19 protein-coding genes are annotated in these 15,856 nt (G+C 26.4%); 16 read left to right on the forward strand and 3 right to left on the reverse strand.

Annotated features, from left to right (window positions below; genetic code table 11):
• Positions 1–46: 46 nt before the first annotated feature.
• On the reverse strand, positions 47–442 hold the full coding sequence (locus tag PF569_02855) for a CoA-binding protein (GenBank protein ID MDA3855173.1): 396 nt from the start codon (positions 440–442) through the stop codon (positions 47–49).
• Positions 443–558: 116 nt separating this feature from the next.
• Between PF569_02855 and PF569_02860 the strand changes: the two genes are divergently transcribed.
• Positions 559–819, forward strand: a complete 261-nt coding sequence (locus PF569_02860) for a hypothetical protein (GenBank protein ID MDA3855174.1) — start codon at positions 559–561, stop codon at positions 817–819.
• Between the two features lie 2 nt (positions 820–821).
• Here PF569_02860 and PF569_02865 read toward each other — a convergent pair whose 3' ends face one another.
• Complete coding sequence (locus PF569_02865; GenBank protein ID MDA3855175.1) at positions 822–2,789, reverse strand: ATP-dependent DNA helicase; 1,968 nt, start codon at positions 2,787–2,789, stop codon at positions 822–824.
• Between the two features lie 157 nt (positions 2,790–2,946).
• Here PF569_02865 and radC point away from each other — a divergent pair, with 157 nt between their 5' ends.
• From radC to PF569_02940, 15 genes are read left to right on the forward strand one after another with little or no spacing between them, the layout of a single operon-like run.
• The gene (gene radC, locus PF569_02870) at positions 2,947–3,621 is read left to right on the forward strand and encodes a DNA repair protein RadC (protein MDA3855176.1); all 675 of its coding nucleotides are present in this window, start codon (positions 2,947–2,949) and stop codon (positions 3,619–3,621) included.
• A 23-nt stretch (positions 3,622–3,644) separates the two neighbouring features.
• Entirely contained in the window at positions 3,645–4,802 is a 1,158-nt protein-coding gene (gene truD, locus PF569_02875) for a tRNA pseudouridine(13) synthase TruD (protein ID MDA3855177.1), read from the forward strand.
• Between the two features lie 30 nt (positions 4,803–4,832).
• Positions 4,833–5,510, forward strand: a complete 678-nt coding sequence (locus PF569_02880) for a glycosyltransferase family 2 protein (protein MDA3855178.1) — start codon at positions 4,833–4,835, stop codon at positions 5,508–5,510.
• 51 nt (positions 5,511–5,561) lie between these two features.
• A complete protein-coding gene (locus PF569_02885; protein ID MDA3855179.1) occupies positions 5,562–5,900 on the forward strand; it encodes a DUF2304 domain-containing protein in 339 nt (112 codons plus the stop codon).
• A complete protein-coding gene (locus tag PF569_02890) occupies positions 5,884–6,723 on the forward strand; it encodes a glycosyltransferase (GenBank protein MDA3855180.1) in 840 nt (279 codons plus the stop codon). The genes PF569_02885 and PF569_02890 overlap by 17 nt, the downstream gene beginning before the upstream one ends.
• Entirely contained in the window at positions 6,714–7,874 is a 1,161-nt protein-coding gene (locus PF569_02895) for a glycosyltransferase (protein MDA3855181.1), read from the forward strand. The genes PF569_02890 and PF569_02895 overlap by 10 nt, the downstream gene beginning before the upstream one ends.
• Entirely contained in the window at positions 7,871–8,923 is a 1,053-nt protein-coding gene (locus PF569_02900) for a glycosyltransferase family 4 protein (protein ID MDA3855182.1), read from the forward strand. Before PF569_02895 ends, PF569_02900 begins: the two co-directional genes overlap by 4 nt.
• On the forward strand, positions 8,920–9,720 hold the full coding sequence (locus PF569_02905) for a class I SAM-dependent methyltransferase (GenBank protein MDA3855183.1): 801 nt from the start codon (positions 8,920–8,922) through the stop codon (positions 9,718–9,720). Before PF569_02900 ends, PF569_02905 begins: the two co-directional genes overlap by 4 nt.
• A 1-nt stretch (position 9,721) precedes the next feature.
• Entirely contained in the window at positions 9,722–10,540 is an 819-nt protein-coding gene (locus PF569_02910) for a class I SAM-dependent methyltransferase (protein MDA3855184.1), read from the forward strand.
• A complete protein-coding gene (locus PF569_02915) occupies positions 10,537–11,223 on the forward strand; it encodes a class I SAM-dependent methyltransferase (GenBank protein ID MDA3855185.1) in 687 nt (228 codons plus the stop codon). The genes PF569_02910 and PF569_02915 overlap by 4 nt, the downstream gene beginning before the upstream one ends.
• Positions 11,220–12,254, forward strand: a complete 1,035-nt coding sequence (locus PF569_02920; GenBank protein MDA3855186.1) for a glycosyltransferase — start codon at positions 11,220–11,222, stop codon at positions 12,252–12,254. Before PF569_02915 ends, PF569_02920 begins: the two co-directional genes overlap by 4 nt.
• Positions 12,251–13,282 carry a glycosyltransferase gene (locus PF569_02925; protein MDA3855187.1) on the forward strand — a complete coding sequence of 344 codons (1,032 nt, stop codon included), beginning with the start codon at positions 12,251–12,253 and terminating at the stop codon, positions 13,280–13,282. Before PF569_02920 ends, PF569_02925 begins: the two co-directional genes overlap by 4 nt.
• Entirely contained in the window at positions 13,279–13,953 is a 675-nt protein-coding gene (locus PF569_02930) for a methyltransferase domain-containing protein (protein MDA3855188.1), read from the forward strand. Before PF569_02925 ends, PF569_02930 begins: the two co-directional genes overlap by 4 nt.
• Positions 13,950–14,843 carry a class I SAM-dependent methyltransferase gene (locus tag PF569_02935; GenBank protein MDA3855189.1) on the forward strand — a complete coding sequence of 298 codons (894 nt, stop codon included), beginning with the start codon at positions 13,950–13,952 and terminating at the stop codon, positions 14,841–14,843. Before PF569_02930 ends, PF569_02935 begins: the two co-directional genes overlap by 4 nt.
• Entirely contained in the window at positions 14,821–15,489 is a 669-nt protein-coding gene (locus PF569_02940) for a methyltransferase domain-containing protein (protein ID MDA3855190.1), read from the forward strand. The genes PF569_02935 and PF569_02940 overlap by 23 nt, the downstream gene beginning before the upstream one ends.
• A gap of 1 nt (position 15,490) precedes the next feature.
• Here the strand turns inward: PF569_02940 and PF569_02945 are convergent, their stop codons facing one another.
• Positions 15,491–15,751, reverse strand: coding sequence for a hypothetical protein (locus tag PF569_02945; GenBank protein ID MDA3855191.1), 261 nt, complete (start codon positions 15,749–15,751; stop codon positions 15,491–15,493).
• Positions 15,752–15,856 lie beyond the last annotated feature (105 nt).

A 15,856-nucleotide genomic window follows, 5' to 3' on the forward strand; every position in this document is an offset into this window, starting at 1 on the left:
ATAAATAGAACTAGATATTCTATTTAAAACTACTTATTAAAATTAATCATTCAGATTCTTTCAAAGCTTGTGAATATAAACAAAAATCTTTCATATAACTAATTTTATTCTTAATACAAAATTTAATACAATCATCATTAAACGATCCAGGTTGAAACCATACCTTTCTAATATTTGATTCTTTCAGAATTTCTAAAATTTTAAGAGTAACTTTAGGGGGCACTACAAAATCTACAACATCTATAATCTCTTTAACTTCAAAAAGTGAAGGGTAACATTGTAAATCATAAACCTTATATTCTCTAGGATTAATAGGAATAACCTTAAAACCATTATCATGTAAAGCTTTAACAATCTTAAAGCCATATTTTTCTTTATTATTTGAAGCTCCAATAACTGCATAATTATATTTCTTATTAAAAAAATCATTCATATTAACCATTTCTAAAATAATTTAAAATTAAATACTTTTAAAAGTATTGATTAGTAAATTGCTAAGTAATTAAAATTAATATTAATTCAACAAATATTATAAATTAAGATTAATTAACATTTTTTATGTCAGTAAGATTAGGATTAAATGCAGTATTAAATATTGATTCACAAATAGATGAAACTAAACTTGAAAAAATCATTGAAGAAACATCTAAATTAGCAAGAATTGTGAATTTTCCTATAACTTACACAAATAAAGGAACTCTTGGAAAATATTTTCAAGAACCAGAAATAACTAAGCAATTCAAAGAAGAAGTTCAAAACAGATACATTCTAAAAAAAGATCCTAATAATCAAAAAGGACAATATAGTTTGAAAATTTAATTTTATTTATCAAAAAAATTTCCAATCATCAATTTGTATTCTTTAGTTCTATCAAACTTCCAATGTTTCGGGAAAGCTTGTGCGTAAAGAGGCCATAAAAATCTATTATCCATTAAAACGACGACTCCCCTATCTTCTTCAGTTCTAATACAACGACCAGCTGCTTGAATAATCTTAGTCATAGCAGGATAAATATAACCATATAATTGTCCTTTACGAAACTTCTTATCATAATGTCTAATAACTGCATTAGTATACAAATCAGGAACTCCTAAAGGCAAGCCAACAACAATAACCATCTCAAGCATATCCTCAGGTAAATCTAATCCTTCAGCAAAAGAACCTGAAGTCACTGCAAATAAAACTTTAGCCTTATCATCAAAAGTACCCTTAGATTTAAATTTATCAACAAAAGCTTCTTTTTCTTCTTTTGTCATATATCTTTGTTCTCTTAAAACTTTTCTAAAAAGTCTACTCATATTCATATTTTCAATAATTCTATCCATCAAATCATAACTGGGAAAGAAAACTATAGAATTCTGATCCGATGCACCATTTAAACAATTCTCAATATGAGTTGAAATTTTTTTAAACATATCTGAACTCCTAGCACTATACTTAGTAGTCACATCTTCAAGAACAATCATCTTTTGATTCTTATTAGCAAATGGACTCTCAAGTTCTAGAAGAGAAGCATTTCCTACACCTAAAATATCTCTATACATCTCAATAGGGCTAAGAGTTCCAGACATTAAAATAGTAGAATAAGTATGATTCACAATATCTGAAGCAAGATTTGAAGGGTCAATACATCTTATTTTCAAACTAAGACTATCTACACCTTTTTTCTTTTCACGAACAACTTGTCTAATAAAATTCTCCTCATCAAGTTCTTTAAATCTATCCAAAAAATTAGCAAGACGACCAATATGGGATACAACTCTATCTTCTTTAACGAGTCTTTCAATATCTTTCAACTTTTCAATAATCTCCGAATTTCCTACAAGTTGTCCAACCTTGGATAAATATAAATCCATAAACTTCTCTTTTGAAGTTGTTGCCTCATTATTTCCATCACCTAAACTCTTGTGTCCAGTCTCTTCAAGAGTATCACGAACACAATAAATATAATTATCATACTCTGAAGTCTTAACAAAATCTCCCATCTCTTTAAGAGCATCAGAAATCATTTGCGAATTAAGGGAATAAGAATAAGCACTCCTAACTCTATCAGGCAAATTATGAGCTTCATCAACTACAACAATACACTCTTCAATTACTCTTCCAATTTTACCTAAAAAATTTTCTTTAATACCTGTTGCAAATAAATAATTATAATCACAAATAATTACATCAGTTTTGAAAGCTTTAAGTCCTGCAACTTCATAAGGGCAAAATTGACTCGCATGAGAAATATTAATAAATCCTTCGACATCCATAAAACTATTAGAACTCTCATCTAAAATAGCTTTAATTTTATCTTCATTATCTGAATCTTTAACATTTTTAAAATACTTACACTTACCCTTCTCTTTCATTTTCTTACAAAAATCATTGAAATCTGAAGCAGGATATAAGTCTCTTTCATCATGAACACACATTGATCGTTTTCCAATAAATCCAACATAACTAATAGTAGTTTTGGATTTTTGATTTATACTATCTTTAGATTTATCTAAAGATTGTCCAATAATTTTGTTACTTCCAAAATTATTGATATCCTTAATAGTTTTAATAACTTGATTTGCTTGAGTCTGCCTAGAAGTTAAATAAATAATAGTTAAATTGTTCTGCTTTGCAAAATGCAGTGCTGGAGCAAGTGCTGAAACAGTCTTACCAAGGCCAGTAGGCGCGCTAATCAAAATATTCTTTTTTGCAGAAATAGTCTTGAAAACATCTAAAATAAATTTATCTTGTCCAAGTCTTAAAGAAGAATAAGGGAAATTAATATCCTTGAAAAAATCATCCATATTAAAAAAAGAGAGAATCTGTTTATAATATTTTTGTGTAAACACAAAGGAAATACTCAATTTTTTTTCATCATTTCAATAAATCTGGATAAACTTTTCAATTTTGGGATAAACTTTCAAAACAAACTATTTAAAAAAAATAATTCTAAATATTTCAATGCCTCAAATTCAAGATCTACTCGAAGATGAAATGCCAAGGGAAAAACTGATAAACTTAGGACCTCTTCATCTTAGCGATGCAGAGCTTCTAGCTATAATACTTAGAGTAGGAATAAAAGGTAAAAGTGTATTAGACCTCTCAAGAGAAATCTTAAGAGAATTTAGTACTAATCTTGTGTCAAGGAAAACTTATCATGAACTTCTTGAATTTCGAGGCATTAGTAAAGCAAAAGCATGTCAAATCGTCGCACTATTTGAAATATCTAGAAGATTCTCACAAAAAGGATTTGATAAGAATATGAAATTAAATTCTTCAAATGATGTATTTGAATATGTCAAAGCTGATTTTTCTAATCTGCCTGAAGAAAAAGTTATGTGCGTATTTGTTGATTCCAAAAATCAAGTAATAAAAAAAGAATTCGTAGGAGAAGGTTCAATAAACTATACTATAATTGAGCCAAGAAAAATAATAAGAAAATGCTTAATTTATTCAGCATCAGGATTCTTTCTAATACATAATCATCCTTCTCAAGACATAACTCCATCTCAAGAAGATAAAAACATAACCAAAAAAATACATAATATTGCAAAATCTCTAAACTTAAGATTTCTCGATCATTTAATTGTCTCTAATTTAAGACATTATAGCATGTTTGATGAAGACATTTTATAAACTAAAACTAATTCTAATTACTTATGAAATTAAAACAAATACCTCAAGATTTTATTGTAGATGAGATTTTTGACTTAGACATTTTCAAAGATAGAGATGAAGAAAGAAAACAACCTTATTATTACTTTAAACTAACTAAAACAAACTACAATCAAATGAATGCACTTCAAAAAATTGCAAGAACATTCAATACATCTAAAAAATTAGTACACTTTTCTGGAATAAAAGACAAAGTAGGAGTAACATCTCAATTAGTATCAGTTTATGGCATCAATGAAGAAAATTATCAAACAAATTTAGATTTTTTTAACAACCAAGAAGATCTAAAACTTGAATTCATCGATAAATTCAAATCAAGAATAAATTTAGGAGATAATCTCGGAAATAGATTTTCAATAACTGTAAGAGACTTAGAAGATGAAGATTTAGAAAGAGCAAAAAAGAACTTAATATCTTTACAAAAAGATGGAGTTCTAAACTACTTTGATGAACAAAGATTTGGTTACGCAAACAATTCACACATTGTAGGAAGATATGTCCTTCAAAATAATTTACAATCGGCAGTAAAAGAAATACTAACCTCACTTCCAAACAAGACGCAATCAGAATTAATGATAAACTTCGTAAAAACTGTAAAAGAAAATTGGGAAGGAATAGTATCTCAAGATTTAGAAATGATTGACAAGGTACTTGAAGCCACTCCTAGATATCTAGAAAACGAACAAAAAATTCTACAGCATCTGAAAAAACATAAAAATGACTTTCCAGGAGGATTTAAAAGAATTCACAAAAAAATTAGAACTCTATACATAAACGCATATCAATCATATATATTCAATGAAACAATATTAAAATTAAAGGAAGAAAATTTATTAGAGAATTATAAAGAACTCTCATTAATAGATTTCAACTCAAATGAAACTCTAGATGCTAAAATTCTCGAAATTGTATCAAAAATGATTCAAGAAGATAATTTAACATTTGAAAATTTCAAACTACCTTCGATGCCTGAATTAAAACTAACTGATGTAAAAAGAGATATTAGAATATTTCCTAAGGATTTAACTATTCAAGAAACATCTGATGATGACTTAAATGAGAATAAAAAGAAAGTAATCATCACATTTGATTTAGGTTCAGGTCAATATGCAACTAATGTTGTAAAGCAGTTATTTTTATAAATAACAAATTTTTAAAACTAAATAGGAAATATGAAACAATCCAAAATTTTAATTGCAATGCCTGCATATAATGAAGCAAAAGTCATTTTTGATGTGATAAAAGATATTAAGAAAGAAGGTTATAAAAATATTCTAGTAATTGATGATTGTTCAAAAGATGATACTTTTAATGTTGCAAAAAAAGCTGGCGCAACAGTTTTAAAACATGTAGTGAATAGGGGAGCTGGGGCAGCAACAAATACTGGATTAATCTACGCAAAACGAAATAATTACGACTATATTGTATTCATAGATTCAGATGGTCAACACTCACCAAAAGAAATTAAAAAACTTATATTACATGCAAATAAATATGATGTAGTAATAGGTTCTAGAATGGTAGGTTCTCTAAAAAATATGCCCTTTCAAAGAAGAGCAGTAAACTTTGCTGGAAGTTTCATAACATATTTAATATTCGGATTATTTGTAAGAGACTCTCAAAGTGGTTTTAAGGTATTCTCTAGAAATGCAATCAATAAGATAAATATCTCATTTGATAGATATGAATTCTGCTCAGAAATAATTGGTGAAATATATAAAAACAAGCTATCTTACAAGGAAATTCCAATAAAGATCATCTATTCAACACATTCATTAGGAAAAATTGATAGTGGTCAGAGCGTATTTAATGGATTTAAAATGATTTTAAGATTTATTTTCAGATTATAAAATTAAAAACACAATAAAAATATTTATAAAGTATATACAATCTAAAATACTATGGAATTTATAACTATCTTTTTTACAGTAATGAGTGTAGTTGTTCTTGGATACTTATTTAAGATATTTAAATCAAACAAAAGATTGCCGATAATTTTAGAATTATTTTATGTTGGAGCATATGGATTTGTTTTCACAGTTTTCTTATATCCTAATATTTTAACTATAATTGAGAATATTTTAGGAATACAATCCGCAATTAATTTTGTTGTATATTTGAGTATATTTGTATCATATTTGATAATTTTTTTATTGTATACAAATAAGGAGAAACAACGAGAAGAGATTACTAAACTTACTAGAGAGATTGCATATTTAAAGGATGAAAAAAGAAAATAATTCTCCTATAATCTCGGTTGTAATGCCAGTTTACAATTCTGGGAAATTTTTAGAAAAAGCAATAAAAAGTATTCTAAATCAAACATATAAAAACTTCGAATTCATAATCATAGATGACTCTTCAAAAGATAAATCTCAATCAATAATTCAAAAATACAAAAAACAAGATAAAAGAATAAAATTCTACAAAACTAAAAGAAATTCAGGTTGCACTCATGCTTTAAACATTGGTTTAACATATGCAAAAGGCAAATACATTGCAAGAATGGATGCCGATGACATCTCAATTAAAACCAGATTTGAAAAACAACTAAATTTCATACAAAAAAATGATTTAGATGTTTGTGGAACAAATATTGATATGATAAATTTTCAAGGAATTAATATGGGAAAAAGGGACTATATTTCAAATATCAAAAGATCAATAAAATATGAATCTCCATTTGCTCACCCTACAGTTATGTTCAAAAGAGATTTAATTATTAAATATGGTCCATATGATGAAAGGTATAGAGTTTCTCAAGACTACGATTTATGGTTAAGGTTCTTTGCAAATCATGCCAAATTCGGAGTACTAAATGAATATCTACTAAAATACAGAATTCATCCTGAATCTACTACTAAATATAAAAAATTAAAAACAACAATTAGGACAGTTCTTAAAATTCAAAAGAATGCAAAGTCAAATTATAATGTAAAATTTGGTTTTCTAGGTAATCTTAGTATATTGTTCAAGCATTTTTTACTATTGCTTCCAAATAGGTTAATTCTCTTCTTATTCGAATTATATCTAAAAATAAAGAGGATGATGAAATGGTTCTAAAGAATAAAAAAATATTATTTGTAGTATCTTCTTTAAGAAGAGGAGGAGGGGCAGAAAATTCGGTATCAATTGTGGTAAGGGAGTTGAAAGATAGAGGACATAATGTAGAGCTTCTAACATTCTACAGATTTGAAAACGAATATGATATAGGAAAAGTGAAGCATAATTCTCTAGGATTCAAATACAAAAGCAATCCTATAACAAAGATGATATATTTTTCAATCATTTTCCCATTACTAATCAAGAGATTTCTAAAACAAAACAAATATGATTTAATTATAGCAAATGCTGAAGATGCAAATTTAATATTATCTTTAACTAGATTATATAGTACTAAAAAATTCAAACTATGGTTAGTCGTAAGAAATAACTACCTCTCATTATACAAAGGTATATACTCAAAAATCTCAATAGCACTACATAAAAAATCCGACAAAGTAATTGCAGTTTCTGAGGCTATGGAAAAAGATCTAAAAAATTTAAATATTCACAATTTAGATTTTATTTACAATCCATTAGATTTTGATGAAATAAAAGAAAAGTTAAGAGAAAAAATAACTAATGAGTCTGAAATTAAGTTATTTAAAGAGAATAAAGTAATATACTTAAACGCAAGATTATCAAAACAAAAAAACTATTTCTTCATACTCGATATATTCAAAGAACTTATAAAAAATAATGAAAAATTAAAATTAGTAATTTTTGGGGCAGGCCCTGAAGAACAAAAAATTAAAAATTATGTCAAACAATTAGAAATAAAAGAAGATGTAGTTTTTATGGGAATTAGAAACAATGTATTCAAATATCTAACAAAATCTCATCTTGCAGTTCTACCCTCAAATCATGAAGGATTCCCAAGAGTACTTTTAGAAAATATTGCTTGTGGTATTCCAACTATTGCAAATGATTGTAAATATGGTCCGTGTGAGATATTAAATGAGACAAGTTATTTGAAGTTTAAAGACAATAAATTCGAAAAAGCAAAATATGGTTTATTAGTTCCATTTAATAACAAAAAAGAATATGTCAATGCAATTCAATACTTATTAGACAACAAAAAAGAATACAATAAATATAAGGAAAAATCAAAAGAACGAGCAAAGGATTTTGACATAAAAAACATCATTAGGAAATGGGAGAGAAGAATATGAAAACAATAACTTTCATCCAACCAAGAAACCACAATAATGTGAAAGATTTTATAGAAGAACTCTCAAATGATTTTAAAATAGAGTTAATAACTTACGATAATAATAAATTTCTTAAGAGTACCAATATTAAATATACAAAAATTCAAAATATAACTATCTCTAAAAATAAACAAATATTCATCCCAAATCCTTTTCAACTATATTCTTTAATTCAAAAAGATAAAATTATCACAATAAAGAATCTTAATTCTTTAGAGTCATTATTCTCATTAATGATCTGTAAGATTAAAAAAATTGAGCCAATGGTATTCATACAGAAAATCAATTTTCCTAAAACAATAATAATAAATAAAATATATATTAAAATATACAAATCTTTATTGAAAAATGCAACACTAGTTAGTGCAACAAGAATTGGTCAAAAAGAATCTAAAAGATTTTCAAAGAATCCATTATTTTTACCTTTTGGAATTTCAATAAATGACAAGATAAAGAAACAAAAACATGAGACAATAAATATTATTTGCAATTCTAAAATTCAAAAGAGAAAAAATGTATTTGAGTTAATAAAAGAATTCGAGAAATTATCTAAAGAATATGAGAAAATAAGACTAAAAATTGTAGCAAGAGAGATAATTGATAATGATTATTATTATGAGATATTGAATTTTATAAGAGAAAAGAAATTGGAAAAAAAAGTTTCAATAGAAATAGGTATTTCTCTAGAGGAAGTATTTGAAATCTATAAAAAATCAGATATATACATATTAGTAAGTTACGATGACCCAGCAGTGTATTCGCATATAGAAGCAATGAATTATGAACTTCCTGTAATATTAAACAAATACAACGGAACCAGTGACTACATTGAAGATGGCAAAGATGGAATAATAATCAAAAATAAGAACTTTAGTGAAATTTATAAAGCGCTAGAAAAAGTAATTACTAGTGATTATAAGAAAATGGGTAAGCTAGCAAAAAACAATTTAAAAATCAATTATGATGCAAAGCTTATTGTTAAAAAGTTCTTAGAGGTAATTAAAAAATGAAATATTATGATAAAAAAAACAATCGTTTAGTTTATGTAAGTAGTCAAGCAACTTCTAATTTTTGGGATGAACAATGGTCTAAAAAAGACATCAAAAAAATATATGCTCAGAAAATTTATTCTTTTGATCCACTAATTAAATTCACAAAGAAATATCTACCAAATAAGAAGTCTATTATTCTTGAATGTGGATGTGGTATGGGACAAAATGTATACAAATTAAATAAAGTTGGTTATAAAAATACAATTGGTTTAGATTATGCAAAAGAGACAATTAAATTAATTCAAAAATTCAAGCCAAAATTAAATGTTGTGTTAGGAGATGTAATGAAATTGCCATTTAAAGATAATCATTTTGATGGTTATTGGTCATTTGGAGTAATAGAGCATTTTTATGATGGATATAAACCAATTGCCGATGAGATGTCAAGAGTAGTGAAAAAAGATGGTTATTTGTTTCTAGTTTTTCCACATATGTCAAAATTAAGAAAATTAAAATCCAATTTAGGGTTCTATTCTAAATGGTCTGGAGAAAATAAAAAGGATTTTTATCAATTTGCATTAGATGAGAAATTAGTTACAAAAAGATTTGAAGAATTAGGATTTAAATTAGTAGAAATTGCATATCGTGATGGATTTAAGGGACTAAAAGATGAATCAGGTATAATCACACCTATTCTAAGTAAAATATATGGCTCAAGTAATTTTTTTGCAAAGGGGAGATCATTTGTAATATCAAGACTCTTCTCAAGAGTATCTTCTCATTCAATTCTTCTTGTATTAAAAAAGGTTAAGTAAAATGGAAACAATAAATAATAGCTGTAAAAATTGTAAATATTTAGACAAAAAGAATAAAAAATGCAAAATTGAGAGTGGTTCTCCAATTAGAAAATATGTAATTGGAATAAATAAGAATTTTGTTGAATATTTAAGTAAACAAAAAAAGGAAGTATCAGTTTTAGAGATTGGTTGTGGTAGTTGGTCATACTTGAAAGAAAATTTACCCAAAAATGTTAAATGGCATGGGATTGACCCTTTAGATATTAAAGATGGTAAGAAATCTATTGCAACCAAAAAAGGCTCAGTTGAAAAAATTCCTTATAATGATAATATGTTTGACTTCGTATTTTCTAATCAATCCATGGAGCATTGGATTGAATATGGAGTGACATTTAACAAAGCACTAAGCGAAATATCAAGAATCCTAAAAATTAAAGGTGAAGCTCATATCAACGTCCCAATTTTTAGACATGGTCACAAAGTCTTTGTGAAAGGTGATAAAAAAGAGATAATAAATCTATTCGATAGCAAATCATGGAAAATAGAAAAGTATGAAGAGTGGAGAAAAGATCCAAGACCTCTAGAAATATATGAAGGTTGGAGAGCTCACAGGGTTCTATGTAATTATTTTAAAACTAAAAAATCTTCATGGATACTCAATCTAGTGATTTCTAAGAAAAAGAATCAGATGCCTACATTAAAAGATAAATTTGCATATAATATTACCAAATTAAATTACTATATGTTGCCATTAAATATTAGATTAATAATGCATTATGGAGTATTGACTTTCTTATCCTGTATTAGTAAAAAGTTTTTTGGAGGCTCAAAAAAATGAAAAAATTATTAATTAAGGTAATTAATTTAATAAGAAGATCTCTTCTGAGAAAACCATTATTCTCATTTTCTATATTCTTACATAATATCTCATACTCAATGATAAAGATTTTTATAACAATCCCAAATGAAAAAAATCAGCCAAAACATAAGATAGTGAATTATTTCAAATTCTTCACAGATAATGTAGGAAAAAGTGATACAGTATTAGATATAGGTTGTGCTGAAGGTTATCTTGCATATGAACTATCGAAAAAATGCAAAAAAGTTGTTGGAATTGAGATACTCGACAAGAAGATTAAGGTTGCAAAAACTAGATACAAAAGAGATAATTTAATTTTTGTGTCAGGCGATGCAACCAAATATGATTACTCTGAATTTAAAATTAAAAAATTTGACAAAATTATTCTCTCAAATGTTTTAGAGCACATAAAATACAGAGTTAAGTTCTTGAAAAGTTTGAGTAGTTTAAGTGATACTATATTAATCAGAGTTCCAATGATAACAAGGGATTGGCTTAGTGTCTACAAAAAAGAAAATGGTTATAACTACAAATTAGACCCAACACATTACACTGAGTATACATTAGAACAAGTCTATGATGAAATGGATAAGGCAGGTTTTAGAGTTGAATCATATCATATTAATTTTGGAGAGTTTTATGGAGTGGTTGTTAGAAAATGAAGAAGATTTTTATTTTTGGTAAAGATGGTATAGGTTGGTCAATAGATAAAGATAGAGAACATCTAATTGATGGAATACAAAATACTAAAGGTTGTACATTAACTCAAAATATTTTTTCCTCAAATATAATTATATTCGTATGGTGGAGTTTGTTAGACAATTTTAGATTCAAATATTTTAAATTTTTATTCAAAAATAAAATAATCGTAGCAACAGCTACTAATAATCTGTCTTCTTATGAAAACAAATTGAAAAAAGTTTTAAGTTATGTAAATTATTGGATTTGTGCTAATGAAAAACAGAAGAAAACTCTAATTGAATTAGGTATTAATAAAAGTAGGATTCTATACAATCCATTCTATGTTGATGAAACAACTTTCAGAGATTTGAAGTTATCTAGAAAAGATATTTGTAAACAAGTTGATATTGATTACAAATTAATTAAAGATAAGTTCTTGATTGGTTCTTTTCAAAGAGATAGTCTAGGGTCTGACTTAAGGAAACCAAAATGGCAAAAAGGTCCAGAACTATTAGTTCAAATTTTAAAAGGTTTAGAAACAAAGGATATTACTTTAGTTCTTGCAGGTCCGAGAAGGCATTATTTAATTAATCAATGTAAAAAAAATAAAATACCATATATTTTTGTTGGTGATGAATCTAGAATCTTAAATAATGTTGATGATTTAATGGTAAATAACTTATCTTTAGAAAAAATAAATTTACTCTATAACTTAATTGATATGTATCTGGTAACATCAAAGTCAGAAGGTGGTCCTAAAGCTGTTATTGAATCTGCTTTGACTAATACGTCAATATTATCAACTGATGTAGGTTTTGCGAAAGAGATGCTTAATAAGTATAGTATTTGTAAAGATGTGTCAGAGTTTATAGTAAAACTAAATAGAGTAAAGGAAGACGGGGAAAAAAAAGAGAATTTATATATAAAAAATTATGATAAAGTCTCAAAAACTAATAACTATGATTCTTTCAAGAAGAGAATTAAGAAAATTGTAGAGGTAGTGTCTAAATGAAGATTCATATATTATTTGAATTTCAGCAAGGGGCTTGGGGAGGAGGTAATCAATTCCTAAAAGCTTTAAGAGATTATTTTATAGAGAGAAATGTTTATGAAGGAGATATAGATAATGCAGATATAATATTGTTTAATAGTCACCAAGAATTGGAGACTCTTATAAAAATAAAATTACAGTTTCCAGAGAAATTATTTGTTCATCGTATTGATGGTCCAATCTTTAAAATTAGGGATAAGGATTTAGTGATTGATAAGATGATATATAAAATAAATGATGATTTTGCTGATGGAACTATATTCCAATCAGTATGGAGCCAGGCAGAAAATTTCAAATTAGGTTTGGATAATAATGCGGATTCAACAATCATAATAAATGCACCAGACCCCACATTGTTTTATCCTGTAAAAAATAAAAAATTAGGAAAAAAAATTAAGATTATTATAACCTCTTGGTCAGCAAATATGAATAAAGGATTTGAGATATATAAATGGTTAGATGAAAACTTGAATTTTAGTAAATATGAGATGAGTTTTGTAGGGAATTCACCAATCAAATTTAAAAATATAAAGTTAATTGGTGCGATGGATAGTGGTAAGTTGGGTTCGTTATTAAGGACAAAAGATATTTTTATAACTGCATCTAGAAAAGATCCTTGTTCTAATTCATTAATAGAGGCAATGCATTCTGGACTTCCATCAATCGCGTATAATGATGGTGGTCATCCTGAGATTGTTGGAAGTGGAGGTGAAATATTTGATTCAAAGGATCAAATACCTCAGTTATTAGAAGATATTGTGCGAAATTACTCGAAGTATTCTAAGAATATAAGTTTACTAAATCTAAATGAAGTAGGTGACAAGTATTATAAATTTCTTTCTAAAATTCATAAAAAACATAAATTGGATCCAAAACAAATCAGTAATATGAAATATTACAAAAGTATATTATACATTAAGTATTTTTTATTTATTTCAAAAATGACTAAAGTATTAAAATTAAAGAATACATTAAGAAATAGAAAATGAACAAAATATTGAAAAAAATTAATTATTATTTGAATTCTACTTATAGAAGAAGACAAATAGATGTTATATTGAATAAGAATAAGTCTGTGTTTAAAGGGGTAGTTCTAGATATTGGTGGAAGAGATCGAGGACAGTTTGTTAAGCCTAAGAGTAAAGTTGATAAGTGGTTATTTGCAGATATTGAAGATAAATTTAGTCCTGATTTGGTTTTGGATGTATCTAATATGAAAAATGTAAAATCTAATAGTATTGATATTATCCTCGCAGGAGAATTATTTGAACATGTACAAGAAATCGAGAAAGGGATTTCAGAATGTTATAGGGTCTTGAAAAAAGGAGGCAAACTGTTGATTACCATTCCTTTTCTATATCCAATTCATGCTGACCCTTGGGACTATCAAAGGTGGACGAATGAAAAATGGAAATTAGAACTTAATAAGTTAGGTTTCAAGATGAAAAAATTTGAAGTAACTGGCTATTACTTTTTAGTATTATCAGACATGTTGAAATCATTTTTTAAGATATTGCCTTGGGGAGTAAGACATTTGTTCTTATTAATATCTTTCCCATTTCTAGAATTAGTGTACTTCTTTGATAGGACTAAGTTTGTACGAGATAATCGAAAATTAAATAAGTATCATAGTGGATACTTTATTATAGTAGAAAAATGAGTAAGAATATAGATTTAATTTGGGATAAAGAAGTATATAATGACGATTATTCATTTGTTGTTAACTTGAAACAGAAAAATTCAAAGTCTTATTTTATTAATGATTGTTTGAAAAAAACAAATAAGAAGAAAATTCGTGTTTTAGAGATTGGTTGTGGTTATGGTCAAAATTTATTTCCAATTTCTGAAAATGTTTATGAGTGTATTGGAATAGATCCTTCTAAAAAGTCAATACAACTTGGAAGAGATACTATTAAGAGATTGAACTTAAAAAATGTCAAATTAGAGTTGGGTGTTGGTGAAAAACTTCCTTTTGAAAATGATTACTTTGATCTGATTATTTGTTTTGACGTTTTAGAACATGTAGCAGATCCAGATAAAGTAATTGTTGAAGCAATGAGGGTTTTGAATAAAAGTGGTATATATTTATTTTTTACAGGAATTAATAATAAATTCAATTATTATTATTTTAAGCATTTATTTAGTTTTAAAAAAAGGAAAGAATTAAAGACATATATCAATATGATTAGAAAAGAGTATAAACTTGAAGAGGATTCCAATTTGTGGGTAAATGATATAAGTCATCATCATATACATAGATTTGAAAAAAGTTACTTTAAGGATATTTGTAGTAAATATAATTACAATGATCAATATTTCTACAAGGGATTCTTGATTAGTCCTTTAATTAGTACGTCAATTAAGTTTCTAAAGAAGGTAATCCCAAATAAAAACAAGAGTAATAAGGGTATTAAAGGTAAAGTGCAGATGGTTAGGTATAGGAAATCCAGTTTTATAGGTTCGAGTTTATATTTTATAGGTATGTCTGAGATTTTAACTTTTGGTAGGTATTTTGGAGGTGGAGTATATGGCATTTTTAAGAAGGAATAAGCATAACAATTTCGAGAAATATGCATTACAAAGAGCAATGGATGGACAAGTTAGTAATAAATTTAGAGAGATTTTTAATAAAAATATAGATATTAAAGATAAAAAATTAAAAGTATTGGATTCAGGTTGTGGGGATGGTAAATATTATTTTTTTTTAAAAAATATATTTAAGGATGAAAATATTTTTGGTGTTGAAGTTTCTAAAGAACGTATAAAGCGATGTCATGAAAAAGGTTTTAAAAATGCAACTTATATTGAAGTAAATCAAGAATTACCATTTAGGAATAATCTTTTTGATGTTATTATTTCAGATCAGATTATAGAGCATATATCAAAAGAGAATATTCCTTTCTATCTAAGTGAATTGAGGAGAGTGCTTAAACCGAAAGGGAAGATTATTTTATTGACTCCTAATTATCCTATTAAAAGATTGTATGATGTAACCTATGCGTTTTTATTTTTCAGATCTAAAGGATTATTTGATGATCCTACCCATGTTACATTCTTTTCATTCAAAAGTCTGAGAAAAACTTTAGGTAAATATTTTAAAAATATAGAATTGATTTCTTTAGGAGGGATATATTATAATATTCTTTTTAAGAATAATTTTTTTAGTAGAAAAATTTTAGCTATTATAAGAAAGTAATTTATTTAAACATTTTCTTATTTTTTTTGATTACAATGAAAAGCATTTGTTGATAATTCCGAATTATAGGGATTAGGCTAATTAAATCTTCTAATTTTGATCTTAGTTCATGTCTTCTTATTCGGAAGAAAAACATATTTGAGAAAGTCTTATATTGTTCTATTTTCATATTTATTTTCTTAGAGTAATAATCTAATTCGGAAAAAGATAAGAAATCATGTCCTCCCCAGAGTAATTTATTTTTATTTAAATTTGGCTTCATCCGATTGAGTATAAACAACAACTAATTATCTATTTTTATCTAAAAATTTATTTTTTGAATAAAAAATCTAAATTGAAAATTTAGAATAAAAGAAATATTCTTATG

Source organism: Candidatus Woesearchaeota archaeon (genome assembly GCA_027858315.1).
Taxonomy (GTDB): domain Archaea; phylum Nanobdellota; class Nanobdellia; order Woesearchaeales; family UBA583; genus UBA583.